Origin of the sequence: Pseudomonas sp. NBB (assembly GCF_032701105.1) — a bacterium.
In the GTDB taxonomy this organism is placed as follows: Bacteria; Pseudomonadota; Gammaproteobacteria; order Pseudomonadales; family Pseudomonadaceae; genus Aquipseudomonas; species Aquipseudomonas asiatica.
On record NZ_CP103994.1, the window covers coordinates 731213 to 748074 of the forward strand.

A 16862-nucleotide genomic window follows, 5' to 3' on the forward strand; every position below is an offset into this window, starting at 1 on the left:
GCCATACCTCAGCAGTGGGCTGACGCCCACGAACAACAACCCTTCAGACTCTTCCTCTACTACTGATCCCGCCTAGGTGCCCCAACGCTTTCGCATCGGAACGTTTCCTTTATCCCGGCATCCCTTTAGTCTCCCGCCTCTGAAGGTCAGAACTCACGAGGCGCTATGTTCTACACCGACGACTTTATGTATGAGGTAATGGGGATCGAAAGACTGCCCGAGAGGTTGTATCACTACACCTCCGTAGACACCTTGGGGCTCATTCTGGCCAATCAGACACTCCGCTTCGCCCGCCTCGATGGGGTGAACGATCCCGAGGAGGCGATGGCCGAGGATCTTCCCTTAGCTTCTACGCTGGTTTTCACATCCTCTTGGACGGCTCAGGCCAAAGAGTCGCTGCCAATGTGGAGTATGTACACCGGCCTGGCCGGTGTTCGGATCGCACTCCCTATCAACCCTTTTCGCGGGCGGCGTGCGCCCACTGTGTACGAGAAGGGTGGGGCCATGCAGACTTTTGATGGACGGGTCTCGCTGACACGAGAAGGTGACTCTTGGCACTCTTCCTCTTCGATGGTCTTCGGTCCTAACAAGATCTATTACACGGATGAACTTCCGTACAGAAACGGATCCTGCCTGTTGGCCGACCGTGGAACCTGGTCTGTTCAATTACACGATTTGGGTATGGTGAAGAACACCCACTGGTCCTACGAGGAGGAATGGCGATTCAAAGTCATCGCAGCACCTTTCGAAGTCCAGCTGAAGGAGCCCGATCCCCTCTCGCATCCTTTTTACGACCTTAAGCAGTATCCGGTCAGGGAAAAATGGGTAGACCTGCCGTTAGATCCTTCGTGTCTAGCCGAGATCGAGGTAGTGCTTGGGCCCAAAATCAGCGAAGAGCAGGCGTGGCGGGTAGAGGCCATGCTTGCCGCCCACGCACCTGGAGGTCGCATATTGCGAAGCACGATCAAGATCCGTTGATGGGGGGCGACGTGCCTATGGCGATTGCTCATCGAAGGGGGTGGATTTGTGAATAGGGATACATTTAGGGATACGGCTGAGATAACTAATCAGCTGATCGCCGTAACCATTGGGTGATATGGGTGTCATTCGATTCCTGTCTCCGCACCAGAATTTGATGGTTTGATGCAGGTTTTCCTGCGTTCAGCCACTCCCAAAATGCCTGCCTTGTGCGGACAGTTTTTTTTGTTCAGTTTTCTGCGGCCGATCAGGCCACCTTCAGCCCAGCTTCTCGGCCGAGTGAGTAGTCAGCGGTGTTTCACTTCCGGTTGTACGGGGATTTCAAGATAATGAGTGGCCGGTATTTGGCTTTCGCCCCGTGTTTTCGGGGTGTTTGGCGAGATTTTTTAAGATGGTGCTTTAATCGGTTTACAGATATTTTCAGATGGCCGAGCTTTCCATCAGACCTCTAGCGGCTGATCCCGCCCGCTCACCACACAACCCGCAGACCAACTACTTTGTTTCCTCTGACACGACAAGAGAAACGCTATGACTGACGAAAAACACGATGATCGCCCTGTTTACCAGGCAGCCTGCCATTGTGGAACGGTGCGTTTTTCACTTCGCTTAACCGATGGTGTGCGTACAGCGCGCCGGTGCAACTGCTCGCTCTGCCGTATGCGGGGTGCAGTGGCGGTATCAGCCAACCTGGGCGATATCACTGTGACCCAAGGGCAGGATGCGCTCACCCTGTATCAGTTCAACACACGTGTTGCAAAGCACTACTTCTGCTCGAAATGCGGAATCTACACCTTCCACCAGCGCCGCTCCTCACCGGATCAATATGGGGTCAACGTTGCCTGTATCGAAGGCATGAGCCCATTTGACTTCCCGGAAGTCCCTGTCAGTGAAGGGCGGACTCATCCAAAAGACCGCGTAGGTGGAGGCTCATTGACTGCTGGATGGCTACGATATGAAAGCAGCCATGATTGATTCCGACTCTACGTGGGCATCGTGCCGAGAGCTGGATGGATACCATACAGCCCAAGACCCGTTGAATCGCCCCTGGTTTCGTAGACACCTCCAAGCCTCATAATGAGGCCCAAATAGGAGGTGCCATGAGTCGTCAGCGTTACCCTGAAGAATTCAAGATCGAAGCGGTCAAGCAAGTGACCGAGAAAGGCAAGCCTGTCGCTGAGGTTGCCCAGCGCCTGGGCATGTCCGTGCACAGCCTTTACGCCTGGATCAAGGTCTACAGCAAGCCCCAAGAGCAGCGTCAGCAAGACAATGATCAGCAGGCCGAACTGCGCAAGCTGCGCGCTGAACTCAAGCGCGTGACGGAAGAGCGAGACATCTTAAAGAAGGCCGCCGCGTACTTTGCCAAGGAGTGCGGCTGAAGTACGCCTTCATCAAGAAGCACTCGACGGATTACCCGGTGCGGCGCCTTTGCCAAACCCTCAAGGTGCATCCCAGCGGCTACTACGCTTGGTTGGCGGAGCCTCAATCTGCCCGAGCAAAAGAAGATCATCGTCTGCTTGGTTTGATCAAACATGCTTGGCTCGAAAGCGGAGGTGTGTACGGCTATCGCAAAATTCATGGTGACCTGCGTGAGCTGGGAGAGACATGCGGGCGAAATCGAGTCGGTCGTTTGATGCAAGCAGAGGGGTTGCGTTCGCAAACGGGTTATCGCCGTCGTCCTGGGTTTTATGGCGGAAAACCAACCGTGGCCTCGCCCAACCACCTTGCCCGGCAGTTCAAGGTCAGCGAGCCGAACAAGGTCTGGGTGACAGATATCACTTACATCCGCACCTATGAAGGATGGCTTTATCTGGCGGTAGTGCTGGATCTCTTCTCACGCCAAGTAATTGGTTGGTCAATGAAGCCAAGGATGTGCAGCGACCTTGCTATCGACGCGATGCTGATGGCCGTTTGGCGACGCAAGCCACAGCAGCAAGTGATGATTCACTCAGACCAAGGCAGTCAGTTCAGTAGCTCAGATTGGCAAAGCTTCCTTAAGGCCAACAATGTGGTCAGCAGCATGAGCCGACGGGGAAACTGCCACGACAATGCCGTAGCCGAGAGCTTTTTCCAGCTTTTGAAGCGGGAACGGGTTCGACGAAAGACCTACGCGACACGTGACGAAGCCCGGAGTGATATTTTCGATTACATCGAGATGTTCTATAACCCAAAACGTCGACACAGCAGTGCTATGCAGCTGTCTCCAGTAGAGTATGAGAAACGCTATTTCCTGAGCTTGGAGAGTGTCTAGGAAACCAGGGGCGATTCACGTTTCCAGTGTCGCCGTTAGCCATGGCATCAACGCTAACCTAACTCGCAAATGCATGAACGGTGGGCCAGACATCATCTTGCGGCTGGCCCTCTGCTAAAGATCTCTGATGGCCATCTTCCTACGAAACGCATAGTCCTTTCCTACTCTCAGAAACTTGCGAATACGGTCTCTCGGGAATAAAGTCCTCCCGTCACCGAAGCATCGGTGATGCGACCTTGGCCGGTCGGAATCGAAAGGCGCATCAGCGCCCAGTCTTCATCGCAGGCGCTTTTTTTGTGCCCGCGATGTCGCGTTATGGCGGTGGTGCGCGGGACACCTTCGGGTGTGCCGGGCTCCTTTCGTCCCGGTCGGCCAACCCGCGTACTGCTGCCACCTTAACTTGCTTGGCCGCGAGCGGTGGCAGTTCCATCACGAAAGGAACTCATGCATGACCACCGAAAATCCGCTAAAGATCCGCGTATCCGTTCTCCACCGTCGTACCTCGGCGGCCTTCGACGATCTCACCTCCAGTCAATCTCGCTCTGTCTCTGCAACAAGGGAGGCACGTCATGACTGACCAAGAACGCCTATCCACCATCCAAAGCTACGCTTGGACCCTAGAATTGCTAGGCGAAGCCCTGGTCCAGCACGACGAAATGCTGGAGTGCGAACACAACCCCCACCTGAGCTTTCGCAACACTGCCGGTATCCACCAGGCGATCCGGATCATCAGCCGTTTGGCCAGTGAGCAGTGTGGGAAGGTGATGGAGCGAAACGGGCAGGACCCTCTTAGTTAGGCAGGATCATTGATGAGCGGCGGGCCGGATATCACGCTTGCGGCTGGCCCTCTGCTAATGGCCTTCTGGTGGTGTATTCCTGTCGGGTAGGGTTATGGGACTGCTGCGCAGCCCTTCGCAGGCAAGCCAGCTCCTACAGGGACCGCGCTAGTCCCTCCAGCACGGCGAAATGCTGGAGTGCGAACACAACCCGCGCCTGAGTTTTCGTAACACTGCCGGTATCCACCAGGCGATCCGGATCATCAGCCGTTTGGCCAGTGAGCAGTGTGGGAAGGTGATGGAGCGAAACGGGCAGGACCCTGTTAGTTAGGCAGGATCATTGATGAGCGGCGGGCCGGATATCACGCTTGCGGCTGGCCCTCTGCTAAAGGCCTCCTGGTGGTGTATTCCTGTCGGGTAGGGTTATGGGGCTGCTGCGCAGCCCTTCGCAGGCAAGCCAGCTCCTACAGGGACCGCGCTAGTCCCTCCAGCACGACGAAATGCTGGAATGCGAACACAACCCGCGCCTGAGCTTTCGCAACACGGCCGGTATCCATCAGGTGACCCGGATCATCAGCCGTCTGGCCAGTGAGCAGTGTGGGAAGGTGATGGAGCGAAGCAGCCAGGCCCCTGAGCGTTAGGCAAGATCCCATTGTTGCGTGTAATCGCCATGCCGTCGTCAGCCCCGCACCGAATCGGAGGCTGGCAGGCTGCTGTGAGGCGCTTTGGCATGCCTTGCCTGCTCGTCTTGACCAAGCAAGAAGAACGCCGCTCCAGCCGACAACACGGTGAACCCGATCAGCACCAGCACCAAGGTGCCGAAGCCATCCAGATACGCAGCCTGCAGCAGCAACGGATCGACGCCCTGAACCTGGCCCAGGTCGCCCATCACCAGGCGCTGCGCCAGTTCGCTGTAATCGCCGGCAGGCAGTACGCGCCCAAGACTGTTACCTACCAACGCGGTGAGCAGGGCGATGGTGATCGCCAGGGCGACACCTTCGCCCGCTACCCGGGTGGTGTTGAAGATGCCGGCGGCCATGCCTGCTTGCTCTTTGGGAATCACGCTAACCGCCAGCCCGTCCATCAGGCCCCAAGGGAAACCGGTGCCGATACCAATCACCAGCATTGCCAGCACCAGTTGCTGGTAATCGCCAATAGCGGCATGGGCCAACAGGTACAACCCCGCGGCCGCCACCAGGAAGCCTGCAGCCGACAGCACGCCAGCACTTACCCAGCGGGTCAACCAGGCGGCCAGCAGCGGGACCACCAGCATCGGCGCCGACAGTGCCAGCATGATCAGGCCGCTGTGCATCGGGGCGATTCCTTCTACGCCGATCAAGCGAAACGGAAGCAGTACGATCAGCACGATGTAGCAATAACAGGTACCGATCGGCAGAATCTGCACCCCGACAAAGCGCGGGTATTTCAGCAGGCTCAGCTCGAGCATCGGCTGCCTGGCGCGCAGCTCGAGGGTCACGAACGCCAGCAAGCTCAGTGCCGCGCCGCCGAACAGGCCCAGGATCAGCGGGGAGCGCCAGCCGGCCTGCGGCCCCAGGATGATCGCAGTGGTAAACAGTGCGAGCATGCTCGAGAAAGCAAGCACACCGGGCAGGTCCAGCTTGGGCGCTTTGGGGTTGAAGCTTTCGCGCATCCGTGACAACGCTGCCAGCAGCGAGATCGCAGCAAGGGCCGCGGTGCTGACGAAGATCGAGCGCCAGCCGAACTGTTCGATCAGCAGGCCGCTGACCATCGGCCCGAACGCCAGGCCCAGCCCGAACGTGGTGCCAAGCAGGCTGAACGCGCGCGTGCGGGCCTGGTCCTCGAACTCTTGGGCCAAGGCGGCGGAGCCACTGGCCAGGGCAGCGGCGGCGGCAACGCCTTGTACCGCCCGCAGGGCATCAAGCCAGACGATGCTGTAGACGCTCGCCAGCAGGATGCTGACGATGACGAACAGGGCCAGGCCCAGCGTGAACAGGCGCTTTCGCCCGTAAATGTCCGACAGGGTTCCGGCTGCCATCAGCAGGCTGCCGAAACTGAGCATGAAGGCGTTGGTGATCCAGGTAAGCGAGGACGGCTCGGCATCGAAGGCCTTGCCGATGGCCGGCGTGGCCACGGCGCCACCGGTGAAACTCAGCGGCAGCACCAGGGCGGCCAGGCAGATGGCTGCCAGAACATGGTAACGGCCCGCGTGCGGGGTGTGATCAGTAGCCTGATCCATTGCGCTATCCCTCCTGTTGTAGCACCGTGTGCGTTAAATCTATAGTGGCCGCAATGCTGGATAAACAGGCTGTAACTCCACTCATAATGGACAAAAAGGAAGTAATGCCATGGAAAGCCTGAACGGCATCCTCGCCTTCGTGAAAACCACCGAGTCGTTGAGCTTTGTCGGCGCGGCGCGGGCGATGGGTATTTCCGCATCGGCGGTCGGCAAGAACGTTGCCCGCCTGGAGAGTTCGTTGAAGGTGCGGCTGTTCCAGCGCAGTACGCGCAAGGTCAGCCTGACGGCGGAAGGCCAGCTGTTCTATGAGCGCTGCCGGCGCATCCTCGACGACCTCCAGGATGCGGAGGCCATGCTGTCCCATGCGATACAGGCCCCGCGTGGTCGCTTGCGGGTCAGCCTCCCGACCATCGGCTACCGTTTTCTGCTGCCGTTGATGCCGGCTTTTCGCAAGGCATACCCTGAAATCGAACTGGAAATGGACTTCAACGACCACCTGGTCGACTTGATCGACGATGGCTTCGATGTGGTGATCCGCAGTGGTGGGCTAGCCGATTCAAAATTGATGTCGCGCAAGCTCGGGCCGTTCCGCTTTGTCCTGTGCGCAGCGCCTACCTACCTGGCACGCAAGGGGCGGCCCCAGACGCTAGCCGACCTGGAGCGACACGACTGCCTGCGCTATCGCTTCGTCACGACCGGCAAGATCATGGACTGGAGCCTCGGCGCCGATCCCGAGATTACCCAGTTGCGCTTACCCACGGTGCTGACGCTGAACAACATGGAGGCAATGCTGATGGCTGCGGTGGACGGCCATGGTATCGCCTACATGCCGGACTTTCTGGTACGTGAATCGGTCAGGACTGGCGCACTGGAAAGCCTGCTTGATGCGCATACCTCCGACCAGGGCCAGTTCTGGGCGCTGTGGCAATCGAGCCGGCACCTGTCGCCGAAGATCCGAGTGTTCGTCGACTTCATCGCCGAGCGTTTGTTCAAGGCGTAAATTGCCCGGCGCCTCCCACGATCTCCACAACACATAACTCATTGAGTTGGCAGTGACCTAGTGGGAGCGGGCGTGTCGAGGCGTCGAACCGCCGCGAACACCGGCGCAGCTGGTGCCAGGCATCGCGTTGGATTCTTCGCGGGCACGCCCGCTCCCACACGGTACGCGGACCGCTTGCGAGCGCTTCACAAATGAAGCAACCCCAACGCCCCGATCAAGGCAGGCGGCATTACCAGCGCCCCCAGGCGCAGGAACTCCAAGGCACCGACGTGTTCGCCTTCACGGCGAACGGCAACCAGCCAGAGCAAAGTGGCCAGGGAGCCGGTAATCGACAGGTTCGGCCCGAGGTCGACGCCAATCAGCAGCGCCGCAGTGGTTCTCGCGGGTAAATCGACAATATGGCCAACGGAGCCTGCGATCAGGCCGGTCGGCAGATTGTTCATCAGGTTGCCGGCGATAGCCGCGACCACACCGGCGCCCCAGCTCGCCTGGGTCTCGGAGCTGCGCGCCAGCGCGGCCAAGCCATGGGCCAGGTGCTCGATCACACCCGTCTGTGCCACCGCTTCCACCAGCACGAACAGGCCCGCGACCAACGGCAGTACGCCCCATGCCACGCCTTTGAGCACCGGCATCGGGTTGCGCCGTTGGCGCAGGTGGATCAGCCCGGCCGTGGCGATGCCGGCGCATAAGGTGGGTAAGCCGAGCTGTCGGTCCAGGGCGGAGGTCAGCAGCAACAGGGCGCCTGTCAGCACGATACCCAGCGCGCACAAGCGTGCACCGCTGGACAGCGGTTGCATGTCGATAGTCGTTGCCAGGGGCTGGCGTATCTGTTTGCGTTGGGCCAGCCGCAGCACCAGGTAGGTCAGGCCGATGGCCGCAAGCGACGGCAAGGTGAACTGCCGCAGCCAATCCAGCAACGGCGGCATCTGGCTGCCGAACACTACCAGGTTGGCCGGGTTGGAAATGGGCAGCACAAAACTGGCGGCATTGGCGATGAAGGCACAGATGAACAGATAGGGCAGCGGCTCGGCCTTGGCCGCCCTGCATGCGGCATACACTGCTGGGGTCAGCACCACCGCCGTGGCATCGTTGGAGAGGAACACCGTTACCAGTACCCCCACCAGGAATACCAGGTCGAACAGGCGCTGGCCGGAGCCCCGGGCATGCTGCACCGCGTACATGGCCAGCCAGTCGAACAGCCCTTCCTGGCGTGCCAGTTCGGCCAGCACCATCATACCGATCAGAAACAGGTAAACATCGCCACCCTCGGCGACAGCGCCGAGGGCCGTGGGTAGTGGCACCAGGCCAAACGCGGTCAGCAATACAGCGGCGCCGACTGCCCAGACATATTCCGGCACCCGCCAGGGGCGCAGGATTACCCCACCGGTCGCAACGGCGGCGACGGCCCAGATGAGCGAGGATGGATCAAATACAGGCATGCAGTTTACTCAGGTGAATGAATGAGTTGGCGCGGCTTGGCCGGGTGCCAGCCTTTGGTGGATGGCGTGCAGCACGCTATATCGTGTCAACGTTATTTGGCTGAGCTGGCAATTGTCGGCTTGGGTGTCCCTTCCTAAGGCCTGTCTGATAGGTGAGTAGCCCGATTGCAGCCACGATACCCAGAACGACAAAGGCTGTGCCATAGCCGAAATGTTGCGCGATCCAGCCGGCGAGTGCGTGGCTCATGGCCGCGCCTATTCCCTGTATCGTCATCACTGCACCAAGCCCGGCATTGATGTGCCCAGTGCCGCGCAGGATGGAAGCGACAAGCCCAGGCAAGGCGACACCCAGCAGGCCTGCCCCGATTCCATCAAGGGCCTGTACCGGAATCAGGGCCCACGGGGACTCCCAGCAACCGGCGATCAGCCCGCGCAAGGGCAAGGCCAGGAGGGCGGCAAGGATCAGTGCCCGATACCCGTGCCGAGAGGCATGCCGCCCGGCCCAAAGCGCCACGGGAATCATGACCAGCTGCGCCACGATGACGGTGGATGCCGTGAACACGCTGGGGTCGGCCAGCCCACGCGTGACAACCGACTGTGCCAGCAAGGGCAGCATCGCGGCATTGCCAAGGTGGAACAGCAGCATGGTGATCGCGAGCAGGCCCAGTTCGCGCGAGTGCGTCAAAACCCGCACCATGGAAGGCGAGGGGCTGCTACCTTGCGCAGGCTGGTTGCCAGTGAGGTCACCACCGCGGGCACGCTCATGATCGATGTCATGTGGATCGATCTTGCGCAAGCAGGCAAGAGCCGCGCACGCCATCAGGGCTATCAGGACGAATACGGCTGACAGCCCCCAGCGGTAGCCTGCCAGCCCGGCCAAGGCAGCCGCTACCACGTTGCCGGCATGGTTCCAGGCTTCGTTGATGCCGAGCTGCCGAGACAAGTCTTTCTGATCAACGATGCCCAAGGTGATACCCATGATGCCGGCGCCCATCAACGCACCCACAACACCCGTCACCACTTGAGAGGCGACGGCGACGCCGAACGTTGGCGCCGTCCATAGCGCTGCCGTGGCGAGAATGAGTGCAATGGCGCCGCTTGCCAGAAGCAGTCGCTTGTGGCGCGAGGCGTCGATCCATGCGCCCATCGGCGTGGTCGCCAACATGCCTGCGATGCCGCCGGCGGCCATCACGTAGCCAATGTCATCGGCTCGCCAGCCATGGCTGGCCAGAAACACACCGAGGAAGGGGCCCAGGCCGTCACTGACATCGGCCAGGAAGAAGTTGAGGCCGGACAGCCAGCGCCGTGAGCTGGCATGCGCCGGGGTTATGAAAGGTGTTGCCGGGTGCATAGCGGCATTCCCCTATGGCGCGCGGTCATAGAGCGGCTGCAGGGTGGATAACGTGGTGCCCATGCTGACCGCTTCCAAAGCGGTGCCAAATGCATTGCGCGTGCCCAGCCCGGATGCTGCGAACGGTGCGCCCGTCTGCACGGAAATACGCAGGCTCTCTGACGGGAAACGTACGATGCTGCCATCGCTCAGGATGACGCCGTTGGCCTCGCCCCGTGGGCCAGTCAGCACGGTCTCCACCTGGCCTTCCACCTGTTGGGGCTGCAGGCGCTGGGCGCGCAGGTGTGGCGGCAGGGCTCGGCCTTCGCCGACCGGTGGCGGCTGGTCGTACACAGTGCGCCCGCTGTCGGCGTGGATGATGGCGTCGGCTTTGACCGTGCCTCGCGTTTCCGCCCGCCCGATGATGCGGACGGCGTCCCCCACTTTGACCGTGGCTGTGAGCGCATCGGCCATGTGCGGTGGAAACTTTGCAATGGTCCCGTCGCTCAGGCGCAGCCCGTCGACCTCACCATAGGGATTGATGAGCATCCGTTGCACCTGGCCTTCCACCACGTACTGGCTCACCAGGCCAGGTGTTTCCACACCCTGATGCGGTGTTGGAGGCAGATGGGCGGCGGCGGGCGGCATGGCATGCGCGCTGAGGCTACCCAGGCCAATTGCCAGTGCAAGAGATGTGGCGATGAAATACCTGGACATTGGAGAAGCTCTTTTGGGTTGGGAACACCCAACCTGTAGCGCAAGCACCATGCCAGATAAAAATATTAATTAAATCAAACAGTTATGATTGATAGGAGTGATGCGCCGTCCGATTCCGTGACGCTAAGGTGTCACGGAATCGGACACCCCCTTTGCGGGCGAAGGGGTTAGTCCAGATCGAACTCGGCCAGCTTGCGGTAGAGCTGCTGGCGGGACAGACCGAGGCGCCGCGCCGCCTCTGCGCGGTTGCCCGCCGTCGCAGCCAGGGCGCGCACGATCATTTCGCGCTCCAGCTGGGCAACGGCCTGTGCCATTGGGCCTTCCCAGTCAATGTCCAGGCCCGGGGTGGGCGCCGCCGCCGTCTGCAACCCGATGTGTTCGGCCTCGATGACCGGGCCGTGGCTGAGGATGGCCGCGCGCTCCATGGCATTGCGCAGTTCGCGCACGTTGCCCGGCCAGGAATGGGCCAGCAGCAGCCGGGCTGCCGCCGCGCTCAACCGCTTGGGCGAGTCGCCGCCCAGCAGGCGTAGAAAGTGTTCGGCCAGCAGCAGCACGTCGCCCAGGCGCTCACGCAGCGGCGGTAGCCACAGGGGTACTACCTGCAGGCGGTACCACAGGTCTTCCCGGAAGCGCCCTTCCTTGACTGCGCTGGGCAGGTCTCGGTGGGTGGCCACGATGATGCGCACGTTCACCGGCTGGGCACGATTGGCGCCCACTGGGGTGATTTCGCGTTCCTGCAGCACCCGCAGAATCTTCGCCTGCGTGGACAACGGCATATCGCCTATTTCGTCGAGGAACAGGGTGCCGCCATCGGCCTCGCGAAAGCGCCCGGTGCGTTCAGTGATGGCACCGGTGAACGCGCCTTTGACATGACCGAACAGCTCGCTTTCCATCAGTTCGGCCGGGATCGCCGCGCAGTTGACGGCGACGAAGGGGCCGGTGGCTCGCCCGCTGTTGCGATGCAAGGCACGCGCGACCAGTTCCTTGCCTGTGCCCGTCTCGCCCAGGATCAACGCAGTGGCATCGGAGTTCGCGGCCAGCCCGATACGCTTGAAGACCTGGCGCATGGCCTCGCTGCTGCTTACCAGTTCGGTGCCATCCACGGGCTCTTTTGCGGCAGGTGATGCCCCGGCCGCCTGGGGGTTGTCTGGGGTTTTGGCTGCCCGTCGCAGGGCCCGTTCGAGCGTCTCGATCAGGGCGGCCCTGGTCACGGGCTTGGTCAGGTGGTCGAACGCGCCCAGGCTCATCGCCTCGATGGTGTTGCCGCCACTCGCATAGGCGGTGAGCATGATGCAAGGCACCTGCGAGATGCGCGCCGCGCGGCGCAGGAACACCAGGCCATCCTCGCCCGGCAGCCGCAGATCGACGATGGCCGCATCCACGTCCTCGGTGCGCAGCCTGTGCAGGCCTGCATCGGTGGTTTCAGCCTGCAGCACCGTATACCCCAGGTCTTGCAGCATTTCTGCAAGGCTGTCGCGGAATGCGGCGTCATCGTCGACGATCAGGATTCGGGCCACGGTAGCTCCATCTCTATGCGCGTTCCTTTGGCCGACTCGGCGAGACCGACCCGCCCGCCGTGACCCTGCACGATCTCGCGCACCAGCGCCAGCCCCAGGCCGGTACCACCAGCGCGGTTGGTGGAGAACGGTTCGAACAGTGTATCGCGCAGGTCATGCGGAATGCCGGAACCATCGTCCGCCACCCACAACAGCAATGTGCCGCGGTGCGTGCGATGTGCACCGAGCTCGATTTCACCGCGTTCTTCCGTGTGCGCCAGCGCATTGAGCAGCAGGTTGTCAAAGACCCGCGCCATTTGTGTCGGGTCGAACAGCGCAACTTGCTTCGCGCTAGCGGTCAGCTCCGGTTCAACGGCCAGTGTTATTCGTACGCCTTTCTTTTGCGCTGCTTCGGCGTGGGCATTACGCCGCTCCTCCAGCCATTCCTGCAGGTCAACTGCCTGGCGCTCGGCGCGGAAAGGTTGGGTCAATGCCAACAGGCTCGACACCAGCGTCTCCAGCCGTGCCGTTTGCGAAAGTACAGCCTCCAGGGCACCAACCACACGTGCTTCGCGCCGGTCAGCCGGGGCAGCCATCGCGTTTTCCACCTTCATGCGCATCGTGCCCAAAGGGTTGCGGATCTCGTGTGCAAGCCCGGCGGAAACGCGCCCCAGCGTGGCCAGGCGCTCGGACTGGGCCAGTTGCTTTCGCAAATGCGCCGACTGGCGCTGCCAACGCGAAATCATCCAGCCCAGCCATGCCCCGGAGACAACGACCAGCGCCAGCAGCAGGCTTACCGCGAGTATCAAGGTATTGACTGTTTCTGTGGCCAACAGCGGAACGCGCATCAGGGTCCAGGCGATCAGCTGCCGGTCATAGGCCTGAACGGGGCAGGCGGCGAAAGCCACGGCTTCGCGTAAGCCCGGTCGCACATCCGCCACCAGGCCTGCAGAATCCTGCGCACGCTGGGCCGTGGAGGCAATGCGCTGCAACTCAGCGCTCGGCGGGTCGCGTTTGATTCCCGTGCCGTCGTAGGTTGGGAAGGCGTAGGCCACCACACCCGCATCCGCTCGCCAGAAGCCGCCCTCCATGCCCGGCTGATCGCGCAGTGCCAAATCCAGCACTGCCTGTGCGGCAGCGGGGGGCATGAGATCGGGGTGGTCTTGTGCAGGCGGGAGCTGCTGGCGAACCCGTGCCGCACCCGCCTGGAGCGCCTGGCAACTGGTCGAGGTGAGTTGGCGCGCCTGCGCAATCTGGGGGCCGGCGCCTTGGCGGCTGATTATCAGCAGCAGCCATCCCAGCACAAGCGCAACTGCGGCAATGGAAAGCCACAGAATCAGCAGATCACGGCGAACGGAGGGTTGCAGTGACAGGTCAGGTTTCCTTTGATGTGGGGCACCGCTGGTCAGTCGGTGGGCGTTCTGCTGGCAACCTTGCCAGATGGAAAATCGCCGTGCAAGGACAGGGTCGGTTGAATTAGCAGTGACTCTGTGGGCGCTTGGCGGTGAACCAGTACTTTGTGGCCATTGGCGATGCGCGGCAGGTGAGCTTGTCCAGTACCTTCGAGTTCTAGGCCAGCCTGCACCGGCCTCTTCGCGGCTAAAGCCGCTCCCACAGGTACTGCACTGCACTCGAAGGTGGCGCGGTCCTTGTGGGAGCGGCTTTAGCCGCGAATACCGGCGCAGCCGGTGCCAGGCAACGCGTTGGATTCTTCGCGGTTAAAGCCGCTCCCACGGGGTACGCGTACCGCTTCCATTTGCCTTTGTGTGGTCTTTTCGCCTCAGCAGGCGATACTTCTCTGTATTGCAGGCGTGTTCCTGGTGGCGCGCGCCGCTGGGAGGTGTCGTGTGAACAAACTGACAATCGTGGGTGCCGGCATGGTCGGCGAGGCGGCAGCGCAGATCATCGCTCGGGAAGAGTTGTGCCGTGAGCTGGTGTTGATGGATGTGCAGGGCGAGATGGCGCAAGGCAAAGCGCTGGATGTGTGGCAGGCGGCAGTCGAGTCGGGTTCCGATACCCGGGTTCACGGCGGGGCCAAGGCTGAAATGCTGGACGGCTCTGAACTGGTGGTCATCACCGCAGGCGTGCCGCGCAAGCCGGGGCAGTCACGTCAGGATGTACTGAGTATCAACCTGCCAATCCTCGACGGCATCATGGCCGACATCAAGCTGCATGCACCAACTGCGACGGTGCTGGTGGTGTCGAACCCGGTCGATGTGCTCACCTATCGCGCCTGGAGCCTCAGCGGGCTGGGGCGCACCAAGGTGTTCGGCCAGGCGGGGGTGCTGGATACCGCACGCATGAAGTGTTTCATCGCCGAGCAGACCGGGTTCTCTGCCCGGGATATCACGGCGCTGGTCCTGGGCGGGCATGGCGACAGCATGGTGCCGCTGATGCGCTACTGCCAGATCGGTTCGGTGCCGTTGTCGCACTTCCTGTCCAGTGAGCAGATCGAGCAGATCGTCGAGCGCACCCGCAAGGGTGGTGGCGAGATCCTGGGGCTGAAGAAGCTGGGCAGCGCCTGCGATGCGCCGGGCGTGGCGATTGCGCAGATGGTCGATGCGATCGCCAACGGGCGAAACCGCATCTTGCCGGCGGTGGCGATCCTGGAAGGCGAGTACGGGCGCACGGATATTGCCATGGGTGTGCCCTGCGTACTGGCAGAGGAGGGGCTGGCGCGGGTGATCGAGTTGCCGCTGGATGCGCAGGAGCAGGCGATGTTTGACCAATCGGCTGATCAGGTGGCGCGGGATATTGCTGAAATGAAGGCGCTGTAACGCTGTGGGAGTGGCTTTAGCCGCGAAGAATCCAACGCGGTGCATGGCACCGGCTGCGCTGGTGTTCGCGGCTAAAGCCGCTCCCACAGTGTCCCTGCTAATTCAATGAGTTTACGTGCAATTCAATAAGGGGGGGCTGCCAACCCAGCCTGGCCCCTAGCGCTGGTAAGCCTTGCCAAAATGCCGCTCCAGCCGCGCCTGCACCAGCTCGAGCAGGATCGACAGCACCCAGTAAATCACCGCCGCCGTGGTCAGCATCTCCAGGTATCGATAGCTCGACCGCCCGTACGACTGCGCCAGGAACATCACCTCCCATACCCCCATCACCGATATCAGCGATGAATCCTTCAGCATCGAGATGAACTGGTTGGCCGTAGGCGGAATGATCACCCGCATGGCCTGGGGCAGGACGATATGCCAGAAGATCTGCGGCGTGCGCATGCCCAGCGCCAGTGCCGCTTCACGTTGCCCGCGCGCGACGCCGAGGATGCCAGCGCGGAAGATTTCGCTCAGGTAGGCCCCGTAGTTCAGCGACAAGGCGATGATGCCGGCGCTGATGGCGCCCGGTACCAGGCCCAGCTGTGGCAGCCCCAGGTAGATCAGCAGAATCTGGATCAGCAGGGGTGTGCCGCGGAAGAACGAGGTGTAGAAGCTGGCGATACCCACCAGCACCGCGCTGTTCGACAACCGCGCCAGCGCGGCGGCGAAGCCGAACAGCACCGACACCACCATCGAGCACAGGCAAAGGAACAGGGTCAGTGCCGCGCCTTGCAGAAAGCCGTTGGGCCCCAGCTTGAACCCGGCGAGGTTCGGAAACTTCTCCAGGATGATCGAGAACTTCAGATCGAAACTGAGGAAAAACGCAACGAACAGGCCAAACAGCGCCAGCCAGGTCAGCAGCAGCCGGGTGCGAAAACCGAACAGGCCGGCACCCGTGGGCTTGACCACGGGCTTGGGGGAGGAGGGGAAGGTGCTCATTTGCTGATATCGGCGCCAATCCATTTCTGCGACAGCTTGGCCAGGGTGCCGTCAGCCTTCAACTCGGCAAACACCTGGCGCACCTTGGCATCCCACTCGGGGTCGCCTTTCTCGATGGCCACCGAGTTCGGCTCTTCATACAGCGGGGCACCTGCCAGCTTGAAGCGCTTGTCCTGGTCCAGACGCGGCTGCGCGGTCACCAGGTTGGTGAGGATGGCGTCCAGGCGTACGCCGGCACCCAGGCCAAGGTCCTGGAAGGCGACGTTGTCGGTGTCGTAGGGCGCGATCTGCACGAAATCGAAGGGGTATTCGATCTTCTTGTCTTCGTCGCCTTCGATCACCAGGTTCTTGTTCAGGTAGCTCTCGTAGCTCGATGCACTGGTCAGGCCTACCTTGCGGCCTTCCAGGTCCTTGGCGCCATGGATGCGCTCATCCTTGGCGTTGACCACGATCACCGCAGGCGATGCGTAGTACTCCACCGGGAAGTCGAACACTTCGGCGCGGGCCTTGCTCGGGGTCATCGAGCAGATGCAGATGTCGTAGCGGCCGCTCCAGCGGCCTGCGGCGATCACGTCCCACGAAGGGGTTTCCAGGCGCAGCTTGACGCCGAGCTTGTCCGCCACGGCCTTGGCCACATCCACGTCGAAACCGTCCAGCTGGTTCTGGTCATTGAGGAAGGAAAACGGTGGGTAGCTTTCCATCAAAACGTTGACCAGTTCCTTGCGCGCTTCAACCCGCTCCAGCGTGGCACCGGCAAAGGCCTGGGAAGCAGTTGCGAGCAGCACAAGGCCCGCACCGAGCACAGTAGAAAATCGCATGGACATACCTGAAATGTTGGCCAATTATAGGAAGCGGTATTTAATAGTTATAAATGTCACCTACATAATGAATTTTATTCATAAGCA

14 protein-coding genes are annotated in these 16862 nt (G+C 61.3%); 6 read left to right on the top strand and 8 right to left on the bottom strand.

Annotated elements, in window-relative coordinates:
• Positions 1-165 precede the first annotated feature (165 nt).
• The 4 genes from NY023_RS03310 to NY023_RS03325 all read left to right on the top strand — a co-directional run bounded on the left by NY023_RS03310 (position 166) and on the right by NY023_RS03325 (position 4023).
• Positions 166-978: a DUF2971 domain-containing protein gene (locus NY023_RS03310; protein WP_049798427.1), complete on the top strand. Its 813-nt coding sequence runs from the start codon at positions 166-168 to the stop codon at positions 976-978.
• A 528-nt stretch (positions 979-1506) separates the two neighbouring features.
• On the top strand, positions 1507-1950 hold the full coding sequence (locus NY023_RS03315) for a GFA family protein (RefSeq protein WP_080563731.1): 444 nt from the start codon (positions 1507-1509) through the stop codon (positions 1948-1950).
• Between the two features lie 125 nt (positions 1951-2075).
• A protein-coding gene (locus tag NY023_RS03320; RefSeq protein WP_085982912.1) for an IS3 family transposase occupies positions 2076-3226 on the top strand; the annotation gives its coding sequence in 2 pieces (ribosomal slippage) (positions 2076-2319 and positions 2319-3226; 1152 coding nt in all).
• Between the two features lie 569 nt (positions 3227-3795).
• Positions 3796-4023, top strand: a complete 228-nt coding sequence (locus NY023_RS03325) for a hypothetical protein (protein ID WP_044047208.1) — start codon at positions 3796-3798, stop codon at positions 4021-4023.
• 658 nt (positions 4024-4681) lie between these two features.
• Here the strand turns inward: NY023_RS03325 and NY023_RS03330 are convergent.
• Positions 4682-6220, bottom strand: coding sequence for an MFS transporter (locus NY023_RS03330; protein WP_013970789.1), 1539 nt, complete (start codon positions 6218-6220; stop codon positions 4682-4684).
• A 109-nt stretch (positions 6221-6329) separates the two neighbouring features.
• Between NY023_RS03330 and NY023_RS03335 the strand changes: the two genes are divergently transcribed.
• Entirely contained in the window at positions 6330-7220 is an 891-nt protein-coding gene (locus NY023_RS03335) for a LysR substrate-binding domain-containing protein (RefSeq protein WP_013970790.1), read from the top strand.
• A 185-nt stretch (positions 7221-7405) separates the two neighbouring features.
• Here NY023_RS03335 and NY023_RS03340 read toward each other — a convergent pair whose 3' ends face one another.
• From NY023_RS03340 to NY023_RS03360, 5 genes are all read right to left on the bottom strand, one after another.
• The gene (locus NY023_RS03340) at positions 7406-8659 is read right to left on the bottom strand and encodes an arsenic transporter (protein ID WP_013970791.1); all 1254 of its coding nucleotides are present in this window, start codon (positions 8657-8659) and stop codon (positions 7406-7408) included.
• 76 nt (positions 8660-8735) lie between these two features.
• The gene (locus NY023_RS03345) at positions 8736-10010 is read right to left on the bottom strand and encodes an MFS transporter (protein WP_013970792.1); all 1275 of its coding nucleotides are present in this window, start codon (positions 10008-10010) and stop codon (positions 8736-8738) included.
• Positions 10011-10022: 12 nt separating this feature from the next.
• Positions 10023-10706, bottom strand: a complete 684-nt coding sequence (locus NY023_RS03350; protein WP_013970793.1) for a hypothetical protein — start codon at positions 10704-10706, stop codon at positions 10023-10025.
• A gap of 167 nt (positions 10707-10873) precedes the next feature.
• Positions 10874-12223 carry a sigma-54-dependent transcriptional regulator gene (locus tag NY023_RS03355; RefSeq protein ID WP_013970794.1) on the bottom strand — a complete coding sequence of 450 codons (1350 nt, stop codon included), beginning with the start codon at positions 12221-12223 and terminating at the stop codon, positions 10874-10876.
• Positions 12208-13506 (bottom strand): sensor histidine kinase, encoded by a 1299-nt coding sequence (locus NY023_RS03360; protein ID WP_230491489.1) that lies wholly within the window; start codon positions 13504-13506, stop codon positions 12208-12210. Before NY023_RS03360 ends, NY023_RS03355 begins: the two co-directional genes overlap by 16 nt.
• 543 nt (positions 13507-14049) lie before the next feature.
• Between NY023_RS03360 and NY023_RS03365 the strand changes: the two genes are divergently transcribed.
• Positions 14050-14979, top strand: a complete 930-nt coding sequence (locus NY023_RS03365; RefSeq protein WP_023663598.1) for a malate dehydrogenase — start codon at positions 14050-14052, stop codon at positions 14977-14979.
• A 156-nt stretch (positions 14980-15135) separates the two neighbouring features.
• Here NY023_RS03365 and NY023_RS03370 read toward each other — a convergent pair whose 3' ends face one another.
• Together NY023_RS03370 and NY023_RS03375 are read right to left on the bottom strand one after the other, a co-directional pair.
• Positions 15136-15957, bottom strand: a complete 822-nt coding sequence (locus NY023_RS03370; RefSeq protein ID WP_013970798.1) for an amino acid ABC transporter permease — start codon at positions 15955-15957, stop codon at positions 15136-15138.
• Entirely contained in the window at positions 15954-16775 is an 822-nt protein-coding gene (locus tag NY023_RS03375) for an ABC transporter substrate-binding protein (protein ID WP_044046887.1), read from the bottom strand. The genes NY023_RS03370 and NY023_RS03375 overlap by 4 nt, the downstream gene beginning before the upstream one ends.
• Positions 16776-16862 lie beyond the last annotated feature (87 nt).